This is a genomic window from Puniceicoccaceae bacterium (assembly GCA_040224245.1).
Lineage (GTDB): Bacteria > Verrucomicrobiota > Verrucomicrobiia > Opitutales > JAFGAQ01 > JAKSBQ01.
Map to the genome: position 1 here is coordinate 1 of JBEGIR010000001.1, position 20,124 is coordinate 20,124.

A 20,124-nucleotide genomic window follows, 5' to 3' on the forward strand; every position below is an offset into this window, starting at 1 on the left:
GGAGCAAAGATCGCTTCATCTGGGCGATTGCTGAGGATGGCACGGTGTATGGCACCCACGACGCCACCGAGGGTGCCGTGTATTTGAACACCCAGGTCTGGGCGGTGCTTTCCGGTGCTGCCAGTGAAGAGCAGGCCCGCACCTGCATGGAAACCCTCAATCGCGAACTGTCCACTGACTACGGCTTGCAGCTCTGCGCACCTCCGGTAACCACGATGCCGGTTCGCATCATGGCCGCACGTCTGTTCAATCCGGGGACCAAGGAAAATGCGGGCATTTTCAACCATCCCCAGGGCTGGGCGGTGATTGCGGAGTGCATGCTCGGCAACGGCAATCGCGCCTACGAATACCACAGCAACTACCTGCCGGCAAAGTTCAACGACAAGGCCGAAATCCGGGGATCCGAACCCTACGTGCACTGTCAGTCCACCCACGCAAAATACAGCCCCATGCATGGCGCAGCACGGCTGCCCTGGCTCACGGGTGCCGCAACCTGGTGCTACTACTCCTCGACCGCCTACATGCTCGGCATCCGTGCCGAACTCGACGGAATGCGCATCGATCCCTGCCTGCCCGATCACTGGGACGGATATCAGGCCACGCGTCGCTTCCGCGGCATGGAGCTGAAGATTGATGTGAAAAACCCCGACCGTGTGCAGACTGGTGTCAAGCGCATCACCGTGGACGGAGCCGTCATCGACTCGACTCTCGTTCCTCTCGACAAGCTGAGCGACGGGTGCCGCATCGAAGTGCTCATGGGGTAAGTCCGACGTAGCGTTGCCCGCTCAGGGCGATTGCGGCAATGACAGACTGGCCCACACTGGCAGATGGTCAGAGGGATAGCGTCGGTCCACCGAATCGCTCAAGTTCGCATACTTCCGCACCTGCCACTCGTCTGACACCAATACGAAGTCGATGCGATCCTGCAGGGGCGCATCCCAGTTGAAGCCGTTGAAGGTGCCAACCGGACCGTAGGGTGGTTCCTGCGAGACCACGAGCGCATCCTTCAGCATCTTCGTCAACAGGTGAACTGGCGCGGAATCAGGAAGCGTATTCAAGTCCCCCATCATCACAACCGGCATGGCATCCGACTGCTGCCAGGCATCAAGGCGCTCCAGGATCAGCTCCGCCGACTGCTGGCGTGCCTGTTCCACTTCGTGGTCAAAATGCGTGTTCAGCACGCGCAGGCGCAGGCCACTCTCACGCTCGCGCAGCACCACCCAGGTGCAGATGCGTCGGTAGGAAGCTCCCCAACCGTAAGAAGGAACCTCAGGGGTTTCCGACAACCAAAACTGCCCATGATCTTCCAGCAGGAAGCGATCTGTCCGAAAAAAGATCGGTGCAAACTCACCCGCATCCCGTCCATCATCGCGGCCAGTGCCCACCCATTCATACGCAGAAAGTTGCTCCGACAGCGCATCAATCTGATGGCGCATCGCCTCCTGCAGGCCAAACACATCCGGACCGTGAAAGCGCAATAGACCTGCCACCCGATTCGCCCGGTTGGGCCATGCGTTGGCTCCGTCGCTCGCTACATCGAGGCGAATGTTATAGCTCATGACGTTCAGATTCTGCGCCATTGCTGAAAATACCAGACTCGCACTCAGAATCCCCACCAAGCATGCTCGAATTTGCATGCCCCGATCTTGAACAAATCGCGCGCTCTTGTCACTCCCCAGAATGCAGCTTGAGGTTTTTCGCCGCTTCCCTCGGAACTCTCACAAAGGACGGCACGGGCATTTAGGGCAGCGCAATGCCTTTGCGATAAGTCACTTCATCGCGAGCACCGCCCGCTACCTCGGTCGCCACTGCAAGCTGGGCGCGGGCAGCAGGATTGTTACGCACGAAGGCGTCCAGGAAAAGCAGTTCCCAAGTGCGCGCATCCTGGTGGGCAGCATGGCTGAACAGGTGGGCTTCCTCCGGCAGGCGCACTGCCATGGACGGACCTGCAACTGCGCGTATGCCGCCCATCACTCCCTTGGGTTTGACGTTTTTGTCCTTGCCACCATAGATGGCCAAGTAGGGTTTGCTCACGGCACTCAGGCCAGCATGGTTTTTTCCAAAATACCAGCCATCGACTGCGGAGGGCCAGAATCCAAAGCTCGCACCCATGAACGGCACAACCCCCACAGCAGCTTTGATTCGGGGATCCGGCACAGCAGGCAGGCGCTGCTTGGGGTCAAAACCACCCAATGCCGTGAGCACGGTGTGGCCGCCGCCACTCTCACCCACAGCACCCATGCGGTCGACATCGATTGAAGGGCCGTAGTCAGGATGGGCGAGCACATAGTCCAACGCAGCCTTGAATGCGAGCGAGCGCAGGGCAAGAGCCGCAGCAAACTCAGTTTCTCTGCCGTCCCCGTGAAACAGGTCCACCACGATGTAACCCTGCTGGGCAATGGCCCGCATGTGGTGGATGTACCACAGGCTGTGCGTGCGGTAGCCCCCTGACATCATGATCAGGGGAAATTTGCCACCCGGAACTTCTGCAAACAACGGTTGATCTCCCGGTTGATGCATGTGCGAGAGGGTGCGGTCACCCGTGTCCGTGTAGGGAAATTCGTAGTCCGTCCGAGGGTTGGATTCGGTAGTTGGGTAGGCGATGAGTAGCACAACCGGCCAGGTTTTCCCCGCCCAGGAACCGTATCGTTCCGGTTGATCCGGCACCTGGACGATCACCGTTGGTGCGGCATCCGGCTGGAGCAGGATGTCGCGCACATAGTGCGCTTCGCTCGGTTGACCGAGCAGGTAGGACAACATCACTTGGTTATCCGGTTGTTCCTTCACTTCCAGGTGGCTCATGGCAACCGCATAGGGACCTGCCTGCCACGCTGGAAGGCTGTTGGCCGAAGTCAGTTGGACGAGACATGAAATTCCAGTCAGGAACAGGCAAAGGTTTTTCAGCAAGGGCATCATAGGTTTGAGGGTAAACAGAACGAAAGAAGACCTCAGATTCATAGCCCATCTGGGTCGAAATGGCGAGTGCATTCATTGAGAGCATCCTTCACAGAATTGAATGGATCGATTCAGCAAAAGCATTGATATAAAAACCGAACATCCAGTATGTTTTTTGAAAACCAAATTACCATGAAACTATTTGAACGGGAATACCCCATTCCACCTGTGTTCAAAGAGGTATTGGGGTCGCGCCAGAGTGCTGGTGCCCTGCTCTGCATTGCCTTGTTGACTGCGCTGGCCGCCACGTTATGGGGCTTTAACATTGGCTCGGACGCAACGTCAGTTAGCCTGTGGCGCCAGGTGCTGGCCTGGCTGCTGATGCTGGATATCGCCGCCGGAGCGGTTGCCAACTTCACGCCCGGCACCAACGCCTTCTACGCAGAGCGCCCGGTTTGGCGTTGGGGCTTTATTGCCATTCATGTTCATTTGCCACTGGTCGGCTGGCTACTAGGCTTGCCAATGGTTCCGCTTTTGTGGGTGTGGGCTTACACCATCGGAGCCGCAGCTCTGGTCAACCTCTTTGATGGCCGCCACTGGCAAGCGGTTCTCGCCGGTACTTTGATGTTTGCCGGCGTATTGGGCATTACCCTGCTGCCATTGTCGCCCTGGTTGATGTCGCTGGCGATATTGTTCATGATCAAGGTGATGTATGCCTTTGCAGTGAATCATTACCCCGATCAGAGAGCCTCTACGCCATGACATCGCCGATCACTGGTCCGCTCACCCGACCCGACCAGGTAGCCGTCAGTGCCTTGCTGACAGAGGCCTTTGAGGCTGACCCGGCCTATGCGTATTTCTTGAGCGGTTGCTCACCCACCAAAAAGGATCACTACCGGGCTCTTCTGATCCGTTTTGTCGTGGCCTATCATTGCCAATTCGGCATGCCGGTTTGGGGAACAACGCTGAATGGACAGCTGGTCGCCTGCGCACTGGTAGAAGCGCCTGGTCCGGAGTGGCGTCGGGCGCTGGCACTGCTCTGGCAACTGCCAAGACTGATCGGACGTGTGCCGCTGTCGAGCGTGCAGCACATGAACCAATACGCCAGAGTCAGCCGCCGAGGCTTGCCGAATACAATTCGCCACTACCTGATTAAAATTGGGGTGTCTTCGAACCACCAGGGGCAAGGCCTGGGCAAATCATTGATCAGCGCCATTGTGAACCACTACCAGCAGAGCGAGGGTATGATGGGCCTGGATACCGAAAACCCGGACAATGTGCCGCTGTACGAACACTTGGGCTTCCAATTGCATGACCAACTGACGCTGGACAGTCTCAAGATTTATCGAATGTACCGACCACTGAAGTAAGACTACGACCATGAAAACCAGCCGGGAAACTCTGTGACGGGATCGCCTTTTCGACTCTTTCTGCAAACGAACCCCCTCCTCCCGGGCTGACGCTCTCAAAAGCAATTTCATCTCTTTTTTCCTTCGATTGAAACGCCCATGCAGGGCTTTCAAATCGATCGGAGCTTGCATCCCAGTTCCGTCGCTTAAGTGGTTGCATGGGTTCAAGGGAGATAACTGCGGGTCTTGCTGATATCCTCGGTCCGACAAACAGAAAGCACCCTGCTATCTCGGCAAACCAAGCTTGCGATCATTGCCCAGCCCGTCATAAGGTAATGGAATCGACTCCATTAGAGATGCAAGACGCATGCAGTATTCCCCATACCTTTCATGCCTGCATCATCTATTCTCACAAACACCCATTTTGAACCCCAAAGTTCCCCATCACATGTCTTCCCAACGACACCTTCTTTTACTCATCCTTGTCTCATTGTTCACCATGGGATTGTTCGCAAGTGACACCCACCCGCAGGCCGACACCCGTGATGAGTCCTCACAGGATCCCATTGACGAAGCGGGTTTTGTCAGCATTGGCGGAATCGAACAATGGATCACCATCAGGGGAAACAATCGAACCAACCCTGTGATTCTCTTCGTACACGGCGGCCCAGGCAATCCGATAAGCCTGTGGTCGGAATCGCTCTACCAAAACTGGGAATCCACCTTCACGATTGTGCAATGGGATCAACGGTTTGCAGGAAAAACCTATGAACGCAATGAACCTGCCGTGCAGTGGGATGCCGAGAGCTTTCATCAAAAGGAACTAACAGTGAAACGTCTGGTCGCCGACGGTATTGAAGTGACCGAATACCTGATTCATCACCTCCAACAAGAGAAAATCATTCTCACTGCCACATCTTGGGGTTCGTTGCTTGCCGTTCATATGATTCAACAGCGACCCGAGCACTTCCATGCATACGTTGGAATCTCTCAGTTGGTGAGTGGAAAACACAACCTTCGGGAAAGCTACGAACAGACACTGCAACGTGCCCGTTCCAAAAATGACACCGTGGCGATCACGACTCTTGAGGAACTTGGCCCGCCCCCCTGGCGAAATCCCCGCAATTTTGGAAAACTCCGACGCATCGTCTATGCCTATGAGCGGGAGAAGACTTCCGAAGACTTCAAGCTTGTCGCAGGAGCCGACTACCAAAGTGAGGCCTATCAGGAAGCATACACCGCTGGCGAAGATTTCTCGTTTCTCAAGTTCGTTGGACTAGAAGGTGACGGGTTTCTTGCGGAGATCGACCTGCCCGCGCACGCAACCCATTTTGAAATCCCGATTTTCATCCTTCAAGGTGCTGAAGATCTTCTCACCACCCCAGATGTCACGCAATCCTACTTCGACACCATCAGCGCGCCCGAAAAACAACTCATTCTCGTCGATCAAGCTGGCCACGATCCCAACATTGCCATGATTGAGCGGCAACTGAAGGTCATGAAAAACCAGGTCGTTCCACTGATCCGGGAGTCGAAGGCAGACCGCTAGCACGACAACCCCAAACAGGCTTTCGATCATGGGATACTCCCTGCCTCAGAAAAGGTAGGTATTGTCGTGAATTTACTCAAAGAGCAAACTGAGGGAAACTCCGATCATAGCCACCTCAACACTAGCATGAACCGCGCTGAGTCAAAAGGACAGGCTTGATTTTCTACAGAATGGAGGCAAAAGTAAGGAATGTCGATAATGCAAGCGAAAGTCACCTCTAAGGGGCAGGTCACACTCCCCAAGCAAATCAGAGAATCCCTTTCGATTCGAACTGGAGATCGACTTGAGTTCTCACTGGAACCCTCGAACAGGATTTCGATCAGGAAAAAGAGGAAGCCAGGTTCCTCAGCGGGGTGCGCAAAGCACCTGATGGCACCCGGGCAGAAGCCGCTGACCAGCGAGCAGATGGATGATGCGATTCGAAATCACATGAGGAAGAAGTACTCGGATCGCCTTCAAAGCGAATGATCGCCTTCGATACCAATCACCTGCTTCGTCACGTTCTGGACGACGACACCAAGCAGAGTGCTCACGTCCATTCATTGATCAAATCCGCAGAATCAACGGATGAGCAAATCCATCTCCTTGATCTGGTTCTGATGGAAGCGTGCTGGGTGCTACAAAGCGGCATGGGCTTTGACCGGGATGCCTGGTGTCATGTCCTTGATAGCCTTTTGCAAGACCCGGTATTCTCTTTTGATAACAGCCGACGATTGTGGAAGGCATTGGAAAGATACCGCGACGGCAGGGCTGATTTCGACGATTATTTGATATTGGGTCATTCGGAGTCAATAGGAGCTAAGCTCGAAACCTTCGACAAGAAACTCAGGAACGAGCTTTGACCCATGGACGACTTGGAATGTAATATTCTTAACCCACCGAGAAGATCACATAGCCGACTTAATTCTCAGATTTTGAATTTCAAATCAAGCGAAGCATGGGGGTAGGAACCATCAGCCTGCTTGGTGATCGTGCCAGACAAATCTTGCGCCGCTGGGCGAGCTGAGCCTAGACTCCGGGCAATGGAGTTTTCTTTCAATGACTTGCCCATGGGGTGGCTTGCGGTGGTGGTCTTTGCATCGAGAGTATTGGACGTTTCGATCGGAACCATCCGCACCATTGCCACAGTGCAGGGGCGCATTGCCATGGCGTTCATTCTGGGGCTGTTTGAGGTGACGATCTGGTTGATCGTCATCGCGACGGTGGTCAATACCGTGCTGGAGCGTCCTTGGCTTCTGATCTTCTATGCCTTGGGTTTTTCAACCGGAAATGTGGTTGGCATCTTGATTGAACAGCGACTGGCACTGGGGCACGCGGTATTGAGGGTTTTTACCACCGACCATGCGCAAGCCGTCACCGAAGCACTCAGAACTGCTGGATATCGGCTGACACGATTTGAAGGAGCGGGCATCCGGGGACCTGTGTTCGAGCTGCAGATCGTGTGCGAACGCAAGCAGCTGGCCAAAGCCCTGGCCATTGTGCAACAGATTGACCCTGAGATTTTTTATCTGTGCGAAACCCCGACCCGCGTTCGACGCTCAGGTGCGACGGTGGGGCTGTTCCCGAACAATTGGGTCAGTCGTTTCAAGCGCAAATAGCCATTCCGTTCACCACCATACAGGTAAACCCTAACGAACTGGAAGGTGGTTGCTGTGGAAGCATTCAAATCGACGGTGGTTTGTGAATTGAGAAGCAAACCGAACTGACCTTGCAGCCAGTTCGGTTTGGGTTTACAGACAGGGTTCTTGTCTGTTCTGTTTTCGACTCAGAAATTTGAGACTCATTATCAGCCTGGTAGATTATTGGATCTCCAACTGGAAACATGGCATGCATCCGGGCAACACTACGGACATGGACTCATGGCATTTCCGGGGTCACAAGGGTTGATTTTTGTGAGGGAACGATTTTGAGTTCGGGCATGGCATCCTTACGCATCGTGATCTTTGGCAACTCGGGTTCGGGCAAATCAACACTGGCCAGGGCGTTGGCGAATCGAGCCGGGCTTGCGCATCTGGATCTGGACGACATTGCATGGAAGTCCGAAGCCGTAAGGCAGGATCTTCAAGTCAGCCTTAAGGCTCTGGAATTCTTTCAGAACCAACACCCCGCATGGGTCATCGAGGGGTGCTACGGCTCGCTCATACGTGCGGCGGCGGCTCGCGCATCTCAACTGATCTTTCTCAACCCGGGCGTTGAGGCGTGTCAGCAGAACTGTCGCAACCGTGCATGGGAACCTCACAAATACCCCACCCGTGAAGCACAGGATGCAAACCTCGCCATGCTGCTCGATTGGGTTGCCGGATACGAAACCCGGGACGATGAATTCTCATTGGCGGCCCATCGAAGTATTTTTGAGGAGTTTGCTGGCAACAAAACACAAATCACTTCGAACTCCCAGGCTGTGGAACTTATACAGCAACTCTGCACAAGTTCTTAATCGTCGGGTCAGTTGTAGAAACGCCAGGGGAAGACTTCCGCCTTGTGACTACCTCAGGTCCGCAATCCGGGTTTTCACAAATCCAGCTACAAGACTGTCGATACATCTATCGGAACGCTCCTGCGTGATCGTCCGCACTGTCCAGACTTCGAAAACGCCAATGGCGATGTTCTATTTTCTACATTGAACAAGAAAGCATCGACACAAACCCAAACAAGACACTGAACTCCATTTACTTACAAAATGATGTAGCCAATTACTCATCCATTCTCCACATGTAAATTCCTTGTCACAAAGTTAAGGAAAATTTCTCAAAAACGATACACAGAAACACAACCGCGCTCCATTGACTTCGATCCAAACGACAGGGTAAGAACCCTAGTGAATCCCCATCATCACCCCTATAAAAGGGAAACTGTCACTAGCAAAACCCTGAAATGAATAAATACTGTGAACACGCATGGTCGTCCGCGACCCTTGCTCTCCTATGCGCTGTACCGATGCTATCGGCACAGATTGAAGACGAAGATGTCTATGAATTAAGCCCCTTCACTGTGGAATCCAGTGAGGATGAGGGATACCTCGCCGCAACAACCCTGGCCGGAACCCGTATCCGCACCGATCTCAAAGATGTAGGATCATCGGTTTCCGTTGTCACCGAAGAATTCCTCAAGGATACGGCATCCACCAACGCAGAAACGCTGCTGGTCTACACCACCAATACCGAAGTCGCAGGCCAGGGAGGAAACTTCCTGGGACAGGGCGACGGAGCGGTGCTGACCAACACCAATCGCACCAGTCCGATCCAGAACACCCGCGTGCGCGGACTCACCGAAGCCGACAACACCCGGGACTACTTCCTCTCGGATATTCCCTGGGACTCCTACAATGTCGGGCGCATCGATCTGCAACGCGGGCCAAACTCGATCCTGTTCGGGATTGGCAGTCCCGCTGGCATCGTAAACGCCAGCACAAATCCCGCAGCGTTTGCAGATGATCACGTGATCGAGAACCAGCTGGACAACTTCGGCACTGTGCGCTTCACCGGGGACTTCAATAAAGTGCTGATCCCTGATGAACTCGCCGTTCGTGTTGCCCTGCTGAACAATGAAACCCGCTATCGTCAGCACCCGGCATTCAAGGATGACCAGCGCGTCTATGGAGCAGTCAACTACGCGCCCCGGCAATTCAACAATGAGCGCACCCATACTGCCATCCGGGCCAACTACGAAAAGGGGGAAATCCGCGCCAACTACCCGCGGCTGACTCCACCGCTCGATGGCATCACGCCCTGGTACCAGTTCATGGGACAGGGCATCTATGAGGCACAAACCTCAGCCGATGCGGAAGCAGAGCAACCCTGGCTCGATGCACCGGGGCAGCGGGTATGGGATGGCGTGGTCATTCCCTACGTTGGTGGAGGTGCAGGACAGGCCTACCCTGCCAAGGTCTTCGGCTGGCCCGATACCAGCATCCCGGTTCCGGCATCCGTGGTGGGCAACAATCAGCTGCGCGGCGTCGCATCCTATGATGCCTATGCGGTAAACGCGGGTCTCGAATATGCGGGAATCAACGCCTACAAGGCGCGTTCGCTGGTCGACGATTCCATCTTCAACTTCTATGACAACCTGCTCGAAGGTCCCAACAAGCGGGAGTGGAATGACTTCAGCGCCTTTAATGCCGCTGTCAGCCAGACGTTCTTTGGCAACGCCGTCGGATACGAACTCGCATTTGACAAACAGCATGCCACCTGGGGATACGAAAATTTCCTCTCGGGGGATGGCGCGATGATCACGGTGGACGTCATGAGCCACCTGCTCGATGGTTCGCCCAATCCCAATGTCGGTCGTCCACTCACCATTGCTGGAGGAGGTTCGGCAGGTGGGTACTGGGCTGACAGCGAACGGGAAACCATACGCCTGACGGGCTTCGCCGAAGTCGATTTCCGCGACTTTCTGGATGAAGATTCCTTTGTTGCCCGACTGCTGGGACGCAACGTGTTCACGGGCTTGCTGAGCCGTCAATCCCGCGATTTTGAGAGCCGCAACTACAACCGCTACTACCTGGCGGATGCCTACGAACCCAATGCACCACAGGGATCGGTCGGACAGGCCTCACGCGACAGCATCTTCTACATGTATCTCGGTGAAAGCCTGCTCGACAGCAGCAGCCCCAGCGGCATCGGACTGAAGGGTGTGAAAAACAAGGTTTCCCCCCAGAATTCCACGATCCGGGTTTACAACAACGTCACGGAAGCCTGGGAAACGACTTCCCTGGTGATTCACAACAACGACCTCGCCTCGAACCGTGACAAGACCTACCGCCTCGCACGCAAGTATGAAGATGTGGTCGAATCTGCCGCATTCATCTGGCAGGGCTACTGGCTTGACGGGACAATCATTCCCCTGGTCGGCATCCGCAAGGACAAGGACTTCTTTCGCGATGCGGGAAATCCTCCGGGATCCGGTGGACTCGTGCATCCCTTTAATCCCGGCTGGCAATTGCCCGATGACGAAACCGAGGTAAGCGGCACTTCCCGCACCTACAGTCTGGTCACCCACCTGCCCCAGTCGTGGCGGGATCGTCTGCCCGGCAACGCCAACGTGAGTCTCTTCTACAACGAATCCGAGAACTTTCAGCCCGATTCCTCACGACGCGACATCATGGGCAATCAGGTCGCCAATCCCCAGGGTGAGACCAAGGAATACGGCGTCACCTTGACCCTGTTCGATGATCGACTGATGTTCAAATGGGTCCACTACGAAACCACGGTTGCCAACTCTACCCTGACCGGTGAAATTGGCGGACAATACCTGATCGGCGCAGTCGAAGCATGGGGGCAGCTCGCAGCCTACAAGTTCAAGAACGAACCCGGTGTTTGGCCCGCCAGCACGATCTACGGCTACGCCTCAAACGGCGAACCCGTCACCTGGCGCCCGGACGGTCCCGAAATCACCAATGACGCAGGAGACTTCGCCTATACCCAGGCTCAGCTCGATGCCACCTACGATGCCATGCAGGCATCCATCGATGCGTGGTTTGCCACACAGGTCCCCACTGGCTTTCAGGATGCCTGGGCACTGAACAACTACGGCGATCCCTCCTATGGTGGGGATACCAATTATGGAGCTGCTGGACTCGTCGTCACGGGCGACACGTTCTCAGAAGGGGATGAATTCGAAATCTTCGCCCGACCTGTCGACGGTTGGGATATTTCCTTCAACGCATCCAAGACCTCCGCGCAGCGTTCGAATCTGGCTCAGTCCTACGTCGACTGGATCACCAAGCGCTGGGAGGAGTTCCAGGGTCCCGCAGGGGACATGCGCCTGTGGGGTGGTGATGGCGACTGGTCCGAAGTCGACGGACACAACGGTGAAAGTGCACGTGGAAAATTCGCACGCGAAACCATGGCCGGTTACAACCTGTGGAAGGCGCTCGAGGGAGCAGATGTTCCGGAATTGCGCCCCTGGCGCTTCAACCTGGTCAGTAACTACACCTTCCAGGACGGTGCATTCAAGGGCAGCAACCTCGGTTTCTCCTACCGCTGGCAGGACAAGGCCGTTGTGGGTTTCCCGGTCATCACGGCCAGCGATGGCACGCTCAGCTATGATGTGAACAACCCGCACAAGGGCAAAACCGAAGATGCGCTCGACCTCTGGGTGGGTTATGGAAAACAGATTACCGACAAGGTGCACTGGCGCATCCAGCTCAACGTGCGCAATGTGTTCGCTGAGGATGAGCTGATCCCGGTCACCGTGCAACCGGATGGTTCACTCGGAGGCATGCGCATCCCCGAACCCCGCACGTTCACGCTGACCAATACGATTTCCTTCTAAGGAAAGCTCGTTATGCAGGTGTGCCGTTGAACAGACGGCACACCATGGGGGAGGATTCTGACACGGTGTCGGAATCCTCCTTTCTTTTTTCCAGATCACGCTTGAGTCCCCTCTTGGCTCCACTCGCAGTGTTTTTCGACAACTCAAAAACACCCGTCATCAGCATTCAGCTACGCTGAAATCGATAAGCCGACACATGCACGCCAGGGGAATAATAGACCGCCTCCAGATCCGATGCAGGCTGCGCAAACCCGTTGATCTGCATCAGTCGTGCATCCACCTGCCTCGGTTCGACCTGCACCACATCATAGGGCTTGTGGGAAATGGCTCCGCTCCAAAGACGTTTTCGCCTGGAATCATAGGCAAAGAGGCGATAGCGCTCCACCCAGAAGTGCGCCAGACTTTCCGGACTGGCCGGAGCCATGCCCTGGTCAGGAATACCGTCCACCCGGTATTGCAAGCCCTCAGGGTCTGGATCGCGCCGGGCATGAGAGTGATAACCCAACGCGTCACCCGACCTCCGTTTTGCCAGTCGCGCGTGCTCATAAGGCAGGTGGAAAAATCGACGCGCAATCTCAACCGAAATCCATGAATCGGCATCGAGGGAGTAAAACCAGACACCAGGGCGCCCCTGTTCATCCACAACATAGGTGCGCAGATTCAATTCGAGGAAATTGGAGATGCGTCCCACTGCAGGCAGCGAGCGCGGACGCAGTCCACGCATCGTGAACGCCACGATCGAAAGAAAGGCCCTGCCCTCATAAGTGTGCACCCGCAGACCATCGGGCAGCGTCTGCTGAATCGTCCCGACCGGAACCTGCCAGTGAAAAAACAGAAGATCCAGCCAGGACTGAAACATCACAGGGCGCTGGTTGGTCAGGGATGGAGCAGCAGACGAGATCATCTCCAGCAACTCAATCCAGGAACTCCGGGCCTGCAAGCCATGCCATCACAATGTGTGCGGACAATGCGGGCGCATCCGTACCGCCCTACATTTTCTCGATGGACGGAATGCCCACAAGCTGCAGACCCTCCGTCAGGAAATCCCGCGTTGCCCGACAGAGCCTCAGGCGTTTGGCCTGCACCGCCGGGTCTTCATTGATCACCGGGTTGCTGTGGTAAAAGCTGTTGAAACTCCCGCACAGATCGTAGAGGTAAGCACAGATGAAGTGGGGCCTCAGGTCTTCCAGGGCCTGCTTGAGCGCAAGCGGAAAAGTCATCAGTTTTTTCGCAAGCTCAAATTCCTCGGTGCTCTCGAGTGCAGCGGGTTTTTCCTCATGCGATTGCGGCTCCCGGGTCTCCAGTTTTCGAAAGATGCCATTGATGCGCGCGATCACGTATAGCAGATAGGGAGCCGTGTTGCCTTCGAACGACAGCATCTTGTCCCAATCAAATTGGTAGTCGCTGGAGCGGTTCTGGCTCAGGTCCGCATAGCGCACCGATGCAAGACCGATAGTTTCGGCAATCTGCTCGAGTTCTTCAGCAGAGAGCGAAGGGGTTTTCTCTGCCGTCAGACTGCGGGCGCGATCCACTGCCTCATCGAGCAGATCCTTCAGCTTCACGGTTCCACCTGCACGCGTCTTGATCGCCTTGCCATCCTTGCCGAGAATCGTGCCAAAAGTAACGTGGCGCATGCGTGGAATGGGACGGCCCCGTTTTGCAAACCAACGGTTAACCGTCAGTTCGAGCTGCTCAAAATGGTCCTTCTGGCGCGCATCGGTGATATTGATCACCTCATCCGCCTGAAACTCCTCCTGCCGGTGCAGTGCGGTCGCGAGATCCGTGGTCGCATAATTGCTTGCCCCATCGGACTTGCGAATGATGAAGGGCTGAGTGGCAAAGCGCGGATGCTCTGGATGAAAGACCACCCATGCGCCCTGACTTTGTTCAGCAATGCCATCCTCACGCAGCTCCTCATAGACGCGTTCAACCTTGTCCCGGTAAAAACTCTCGCCGAGCACCACATCAAACTTCACATCGAGTCGTTGGTAAATCTTTTCAAACTCCTCGTAGCTCAGCTTCACGATCATCTCCCAAAGGGCAAAGTTTTCCGCATCACCCGACTGAAGCTTGACCAACTCCTGGCGCGCCTGCTGCAGGGCTTCCGGGTCACGCTGCGTCCACTCGCTTCCCTCACGGTAAAGGGCCTCCAATACCTCGATGCGATCCCCTTCGATGGTGTGCAGATCCACCCCTTTGTGTTTGATGATGAGGATCAAAATACCAAACTGCGTACCCCAGTCCCCAATGTGATTGTCCCGAACAATCTCGGCTCCACAAAACGCAAGCATTCGACAAATCGAATCCCCGATCACCGTGCTGCGGATGTGACCGACATGCATTTGCTTGGCGGTGTTGGGAGAACTGAAATCCACAACCACACGCTTGCCGGCTAGAATGGATGCACTGGCCGCCTTCAGATGCGAGAGGTCCGAAAATTCCGCTACCCAGCGGTCGATGTATTCGGGCTTGAGGCGGAAGTTTAGAAATCCCGGCCCCGCCAACTCCACCGAGGTCCAGGGGCAGACTGCAGCATCAACCTGTTGCTCAAGCGCATCGAGCAACGCCTGACCAAGGGCGCGCGGATTGCAGCGCTGCTGTTTTGCCCACGGAAGGACTCCGTTGACCTGAAAGTCTCCGTGCCGCGGATCGGCGAGCCTGACGTCGGGGTCAAACGAGGCACCAAACGCCTCTATTCCCGACGCAACCTCACTCACCCTTGCGCTGATCTGTTCCCTTACATCGAGTGAAATGTGCATAGATACAAAAATGGAGCGTATCCCCTAGAGTAAAATAACCTCGACATCAAAAAGAAAATTGCCCATACTGGAACGTTTTACGCCTTAACAGGTCTATCTTATCCGATAGCGATTCATCGATTAAATGAGGAAAAAAATCATTACACCGAGAAAGTTCGTGAAGCCCTCCTACGCTTACATGATCGAAAAGAAACGGGACGGGGGCGAGTTCACTGAGGAAGAAATCCGCTTTCTGGTTGACTCTATTCTAGACGAAGAAATACCCGACTATCAACTCGCAGCATTGGTCATGGCGATCTACTTCTCGGGCATGTCTGCCCAGGAGACTGCGGTCTTCGCCGAAGAAATGATGTTGTCCGGAGAAGTGATTGATCTCACCCAGATTGCTCGCCCAAAAATTGAAAAATACTCGACTGGAGGAGTTGGCGACAAGACCACCATGGTGCTCTGTCCGCTTGCCGCCGCCTGTGGGGTCGTCATGCCGACGATGAACGGCAAAGACGAGGAGTTTGTGATCAGCACGCTGGACAAACTCGGCGCCATCCCGGGCATCAAACTGAAACGCGACATCGATACTTTTGTAAACCAGCTGCAGGACGTTGGCTGCGCAATCATGGAACAGGATGCGGACATCGCGCCCGTTGATGCCATCCTCTATGAATTGCGCCAGAAAACCGGCACGATTCCCAGCATTCCCCTGATCACGGGCAGTGTGCTCTCCCGCAAAATGGCAGCGGGGGCCGAAAGCCTGGTTGTGGATGTGAAGTGGGGCAATGGGTCCTTCATCAAGGATGTCGAGCAGGCCAAGGTGCTTGCCCGTTCCATCACCCGCGTCGGCCGCTCCATGAAGCGTCGCTGTGTGGCACTGGTCACCGACGTCAATCAACCTCTGGGAGATTCCGTTGGCACGGCACTCGAGGTTCGTGAGGCCATCGAACTGCTCAAGGGCGAAGGTCCTGAGGATTTGAAGGAACTCGTGCTCAAGCTGGGCATGGAAATCGTTCGCCTCTCGGGAGTTGCCGGGTCGACCCTGTCGGCAAAACAGACCGTGCAGCGCCACCTCGAGGATGGTTCAGCCCTGCAGAAGTTCCGCGAAATGATCGAAGCCCAGGGTGGGGATGCCTCGTTTATCGACAACCCGGATCTACTGCCCAAGGCCAAACACATCCGCAAACTTCCCGCTCCCAAGCGCGGTTACGTGCACACCATCAATGCGGGCATGATCGCTCGTGGGGTGCAGACTCTGGCAACTGACAAGAACGGGAAGATCGATCCCGCTGTGGGCATTTCAGAGATCAAGAAAGTCGGCACCCAGATGAAGCAGGGTGAACCGCTCATCATGATCCACTACAACGACGAGGAGCGCCTGGAACCTGCACTCGAATACCTGCGTGGAGCCTTCAGGCTTGCACCCAAGCGCCCGAACCCACCAGAACTGGTCGTCGAACGCGTCGCCTGACGCCCGACTGCTTTTTTTAGGATAAAACTTCAGTTGAAATACAAAAAAGCGCGAGCTGGATGACTCCAACTCGCGCTTTTTCGTTTCACTAATCGGCCTGCGACTGGCACGCACTCCGACTCGGCCAACGGATGTCTGCCATCAGGCGCGACCCACGTAGTCACCGGTGTCGGTGTTCACGCGAATCACCTCATCCTGCTTGATGAAGAGCGGCACCTGAACCACCAGACCCGTTTCCGTGGTCACCGGCTTTGTTGCCGCACTGGCCGTGTCACCGCGCAGAGCCTCTGCAGCCGTCGTGACCTTCATCTCAACAATGGAGGGCAACTGAACCTGCGAGGCTTTTCCATCCACAAAAAGAATGTCATACATCTGGGACTCCACCATGTACTTTTTGCTCTCCTCCAGAAACTTGGGTTCAAGCACCGTATCCTCATAGGTTTCGAGATCCATGAAGTGGTAACCTTCCGGATCCACATAGCTGAATTCCAGCTTTTTGGTATCCGTGTGAAGAATCTCCACACGGTCGGTTGAACGAAATTTGGTCGTGGTGGAACTACCAGTCTCAAGGTTGCGGAGCACGGTCTGCACAAAACCGGCCTGGCGGCCTTGCGTGCGGTGCATCATGTCCAGAACCAGATGGGGCTGGCCCTGGTAGTCGATGACTTTTCCTTTGCGGATATCAGTGGGTGGTACCATGGTGTTATCGGTTTTAGCGCGATTAAAAATAGCGGTTGCTAGCTCTGCGCTGACTCGAGGTCAAGCTTTTGTTGAGAGGCCAGGCGTGCCTGAAGCCGCTCTACAAATGCAAACTGATCCGGACGCATCAACCTGCGCGCAACGTCCACGGTGACCAGGCGCACTTCATCAATCTCTGGAATGTGGTGCCATTGCCCCGAACCGGGCGGCCACTCCAGATCAATCCAGTTGCAACACAGTTCCCGGTCCGCTTCCCAATCCCCTTCAAAAGCCCAGCCGTGCACCACCTTGCCACCGCGCTGCACGATGGAACCGAGCGGCATCAGTGGAGTTTTTTCCGGAACCCCATAGCCGGTCTCTTCCTCAAACTCCCGCACGGCAGCCTGAAGGGCGGTTTCCCCAGGCTCAAACTGTCCCTTGGGAATGCCCCAGAAGCCCGCATCCTTCTGGGAAAAGATCGGGCCTCCCGGATGTGCGATGAGCACCTCCAGCTCCTCTTGCAAATTCCAGTGATAGAGCAGCAGTCCTGCACTTTGTCGGGGTATTGCCATGCTATCAGCAAAACACGCCTCACAAGGGTGTCCAAACAAAAGCAACCGATGTTGCGCAAGTGTTGCATTGAGTCACTCAACGCCTTGCTGCAAGATCAGCATCTATGTCAAAATCACGCTGCATTTTCATGGCATCAGACCCCATCGCACTCCCTGCACTGGATTGCGTCTGGAACGACTTCAGCCCCCAAATCGAATGCACGGCGATCTACACACAACCAGACCGCCGCAGAGGTCGCGGCAGGCAACTCACCCTCAATCCGATCAAACAATGGGCACTGGATCGCGATCTACGGGTGATGCAGCCGCAGCGCATGGACCGTGAAGCCATCGCAACGTTTGAGGCGCTGCAATGCGATCTTGTGATCGTGATGGCGTATGGACACCTGCTGCCCAGGCGCATGCTCACAATGGCGCGCCGCGGCTTTGTCAACCTTCATGCCTCATTGCTACCCAAACTGAGGGGGGCAAGCCCGGTTGAAACTGCCATCGTCACCGGGGAATCGCAAACGGGGGTAACGCTGATGCGCATCGCGCCCGAACTGGACTCCGGACCCATTCTCGACGTGGAATCCATTGACATCAAAGAGAATGAGACCGGGGTGTCGCTGCGACAACGCCTGTCCGCAGCCTGCGTTCCCCTGCTTCAACGCTCGCTGCCATCCCTGCTCGACGGCAGCGCCATCGCGAGCGAACAATGCCACGAAGAGGCCAGCTACTGTCGCCTGATTGACAAGGACGACGGGTGGCTCGACTTCTCCCTCAGCACCCTTGAGCTGCTGCGCCACATTCGCGGCTTTCAGGCGTGGCCGGGTGCGCTGTTTGAGTGGCAGGGTGTGACCTATCGCATTGGCGAAGGCTGCGTCGGATCCCACGAAACCCCTCTGCATCCGGGGCTGCTGCTACGGGGCCGCCGCCAACTGCACATCGGCACCCGGGACGGCTGGCTGGAAGTCTTACAGATCCAGAAGCCGGGGGGAAAGATGATGGCTGTGAGCGACTTTCTCAATGGCTGCAATCTGCCTGAACGCGCTCCATTGAGTTTTCCCAAACGATTCCCACTCGTTGCATCCCACCCATTTCGCAAGCCTGCTGGACCCACAAGCGATGGAAAATCTTGAATTGATCACCGGGAGCAAGATAACATTCTTGTCACATCGACCCTGCGCAACTAGCGTTCTCTCAACGCCTCTCACGCAATATCGTCGAATCGTCCCGGTAACACTCACAACGAAGGCACGAATCATGAACCGTTCATCCCGTTTCCAATTTTCACACCTGTCCCTGTCATCGGTTGTACTGCTGACAGTTTGCCTCATGGCCGGATTCACAAGCCACGCGCAAGCGCAGTCCACCTCCGTGCGCGGGCAAATCGCAGAACTGTCCCAACGCTTCAATGAACTGGAACAGAACTACAATTTGCTGCAACTGCAGATATCAAACCTCACTGCCGAGAACAACCGCCTCAAACAAGAACTTGCGGCACTCAAGGCATCATCCAGCTCCAGCGAGGTCGAAGAAGTCCTGAACGCCAAAATCGAAGCCCACCGCAAGAGCACGGAAAACTACGTAAAAACACAGTTCGAGCGCATCATGTCGATCCTGCCCGGCGAACGCAGTTCCCCCTCCACGACCACCGAAGGCACAACATCCACCGCCCAGGCACAGGTGACACAGCCTGCCACCACCACTCAGCGGGCACAGATCACCTTCTCCAATGATTTTCCGAAAAATGGCGAAATCTATGTCGTCAAGAGCGGGGATACTCTCAGCAAAATCGCTGCGCAATTTGGTTCCACCGTTCGCCACATCCAGAACGCAAACAAGATCGAGGATCCCAATACCGTGCGTGTGGGGCAAAAACTCTTCGTACCTGTCGAACGCTAGTATTCACTGCTTTTCTTTCAGCTCTTATGGCAAGCCCTAAAAAACGCCTCGGACGCGGACTGGGAGGACTCATCTCCCAGGGTGCATCCGATTCGAAACCCATCAGCACCGTCGAAACAACTTCACGCCTGCAAAGCCTTCGCATACATGCAGATGCTGCGGAATCTGCTGAAATGGGCATCCTCGGAGGTTTTACCGAAATCCCCACCGGACTCGTCACCGAAAACCCGTACCAGCCCCGCAAGGAAATCGACGAGGAAGCCCTCGAAGGCCTTGCGGAAAGCATTCGGGAACAGGGGTTGCTGCAACCCATCGTCGTGCGAAAGGTGGCGGACGGGTTTGAGCTGATTGCCGGGGAGCGTCGCCTTCGCGCCTTCCGCAAGTTGGCCATCGAAAAAATTCCAGCGCGCATCATTGAGGCCAGCGATGCCTCCTCCGCCTCGCTTGCCCTGATTGAAAACCTGCAGCGCGAGGGACTGAACCCCATCGAAGAAGCACTCGGGTATGCCAGTCTGATTCGGGATTTTGACCTCACTCAGGAAAAGGCAGCCGAACGGCTTGGCAAGAGTCGGGTAGCCGTCACCAATGCACTGCGCCTGCTGCGCCTGAGTCCCGATGTGCAGGGCTACGTGTCCAAAAACATCCTCTCCACCGGGCATGCCAAGGTTATCCTCGGACTCGATAACAGCGAGGAACAGCAGAG

General features: G+C 55.5%; 18 protein-coding genes. 12 read left to right on the top strand and 6 right to left on the bottom strand.

The annotated features are described in order from the left end of the window. A partial coding sequence (locus tag ABQ298_00005; GenBank protein ID MEQ9822747.1) for a glycosyl hydrolase family 65 protein occupies positions 1-764 on the top strand: 764 nt, incomplete at its 5' end. 21 nt (positions 765-785) lie between these two features. On the opposite strand, the gene ABQ298_00010 is transcribed toward ABQ298_00005, so the two are convergent. Together ABQ298_00010 and ABQ298_00015 are read right to left on the bottom strand one after the other, a co-directional pair. Beyond that, positions 786-1,559: an endonuclease/exonuclease/phosphatase family protein gene (locus ABQ298_00010; protein ID MEQ9822748.1), complete on the bottom strand. Its 774-nt coding sequence runs from the start codon at positions 1,557-1,559 to the stop codon at positions 786-788. Between the two features lie 181 nt (positions 1,560-1,740). Further along, a complete protein-coding gene (locus ABQ298_00015; GenBank protein ID MEQ9822749.1) occupies positions 1,741-2,916 on the bottom strand; it encodes a hypothetical protein in 1,176 nt (391 codons plus the stop codon). Between the two features lie 171 nt (positions 2,917-3,087). Between ABQ298_00015 and ABQ298_00020 the strand changes: the two genes are divergently transcribed. The 7 genes from ABQ298_00020 to ABQ298_00050 all read left to right on the top strand — a co-directional run bounded on the left by ABQ298_00020 (position 3,088) and on the right by ABQ298_00050 (position 12,066). Then, positions 3,088-3,657 carry a hypothetical protein gene (locus ABQ298_00020; protein ID MEQ9822750.1) on the top strand — a complete coding sequence of 190 codons (570 nt, stop codon included), beginning with the start codon at positions 3,088-3,090 and terminating at the stop codon, positions 3,655-3,657. Further along, complete coding sequence (locus tag ABQ298_00025) at positions 3,654-4,265, top strand: GNAT family N-acetyltransferase (GenBank protein MEQ9822751.1); 612 nt, start codon at positions 3,654-3,656, stop codon at positions 4,263-4,265. Before ABQ298_00020 ends, ABQ298_00025 begins: the two co-directional genes overlap by 4 nt. Positions 4,266-4,743: 478 nt before the next feature. Then, positions 4,744-5,793, top strand: coding sequence for an alpha/beta hydrolase (locus tag ABQ298_00030; GenBank protein MEQ9822752.1), 1,050 nt, complete (start codon positions 4,744-4,746; stop codon positions 5,791-5,793). A gap of 464 nt (positions 5,794-6,257) precedes the next feature. Continuing rightward, complete coding sequence (locus ABQ298_00035; GenBank protein ID MEQ9822753.1) at positions 6,258-6,635, top strand: PIN domain-containing protein; 378 nt, start codon at positions 6,258-6,260, stop codon at positions 6,633-6,635. 180 nt (positions 6,636-6,815) lie between these two features. Beyond that, positions 6,816-7,391, top strand: a complete 576-nt coding sequence (locus ABQ298_00040) for a DUF5698 domain-containing protein (GenBank protein ID MEQ9822754.1) — start codon at positions 6,816-6,818, stop codon at positions 7,389-7,391. A 320-nt stretch (positions 7,392-7,711) separates the two neighbouring features. Beyond that, positions 7,712-8,230 carry an AAA family ATPase gene (locus ABQ298_00045; GenBank protein MEQ9822755.1) on the top strand — a complete coding sequence of 173 codons (519 nt, stop codon included), beginning with the start codon at positions 7,712-7,714 and terminating at the stop codon, positions 8,228-8,230. Positions 8,231-8,667: 437 nt separating this feature from the next. After that, on the top strand, positions 8,668-12,066 hold the full coding sequence (locus ABQ298_00050; protein ID MEQ9822756.1) for a TonB-dependent receptor plug domain-containing protein: 3,399 nt from the start codon (positions 8,668-8,670) through the stop codon (positions 12,064-12,066). 166 nt (positions 12,067-12,232) lie between these two features. On the opposite strand, the gene ABQ298_00055 is transcribed toward ABQ298_00050, so the two are convergent. Further along, entirely contained in the window at positions 12,233-12,970 is a 738-nt protein-coding gene (locus ABQ298_00055; protein MEQ9822757.1) for a DUF2071 domain-containing protein, read from the bottom strand. A gap of 85 nt (positions 12,971-13,055) precedes the next feature. Then, positions 13,056-14,825: an arginine--tRNA ligase gene (gene argS, locus ABQ298_00060; GenBank protein ID MEQ9822758.1), complete on the bottom strand. Its 1,770-nt coding sequence runs from the start codon at positions 14,823-14,825 to the stop codon at positions 13,056-13,058. A gap of 124 nt (positions 14,826-14,949) precedes the next feature. Here argS and ABQ298_00065 point away from each other — a divergent pair, with 124 nt between their 5' ends. Further along, on the top strand, positions 14,950-16,284 hold the full coding sequence (locus tag ABQ298_00065) for a thymidine phosphorylase (protein MEQ9822759.1): 1,335 nt from the start codon (positions 14,950-14,952) through the stop codon (positions 16,282-16,284). A gap of 141 nt (positions 16,285-16,425) precedes the next feature. Here ABQ298_00065 and efp read toward each other — a convergent pair whose 3' ends face one another. Both efp and ABQ298_00075 read right to left on the bottom strand, forming a co-directional pair. Continuing rightward, positions 16,426-16,983 (bottom strand): elongation factor P, encoded by a 558-nt coding sequence (gene efp / locus ABQ298_00070; protein ID MEQ9822760.1) that lies wholly within the window; start codon positions 16,981-16,983, stop codon positions 16,426-16,428. A 38-nt stretch (positions 16,984-17,021) separates the two neighbouring features. Continuing rightward, positions 17,022-17,534 carry an NUDIX domain-containing protein gene (locus ABQ298_00075; GenBank protein ID MEQ9822761.1) on the bottom strand — a complete coding sequence of 171 codons (513 nt, stop codon included), beginning with the start codon at positions 17,532-17,534 and terminating at the stop codon, positions 17,022-17,024. 128 nt (positions 17,535-17,662) lie between these two features. Between ABQ298_00075 and fmt the strand changes: the two genes are divergently transcribed. The 3 genes from fmt to ABQ298_00090 form a co-directional block, all read left to right on the top strand. Continuing rightward, positions 17,663-18,655, top strand: a complete 993-nt coding sequence (gene fmt, locus ABQ298_00080) for a methionyl-tRNA formyltransferase (protein MEQ9822762.1) — start codon at positions 17,663-17,665, stop codon at positions 18,653-18,655. Between the two features lie 124 nt (positions 18,656-18,779). Then, a complete protein-coding gene (locus tag ABQ298_00085; protein MEQ9822763.1) occupies positions 18,780-19,421 on the top strand; it encodes a LysM peptidoglycan-binding domain-containing protein in 642 nt (213 codons plus the stop codon). A gap of 26 nt (positions 19,422-19,447) precedes the next feature. Beyond that, positions 19,448-20,124: ParB/RepB/Spo0J family partition protein (locus ABQ298_00090; protein ID MEQ9822764.1), on the top strand; the 677-nt coding region annotated here is incomplete at its 3' end.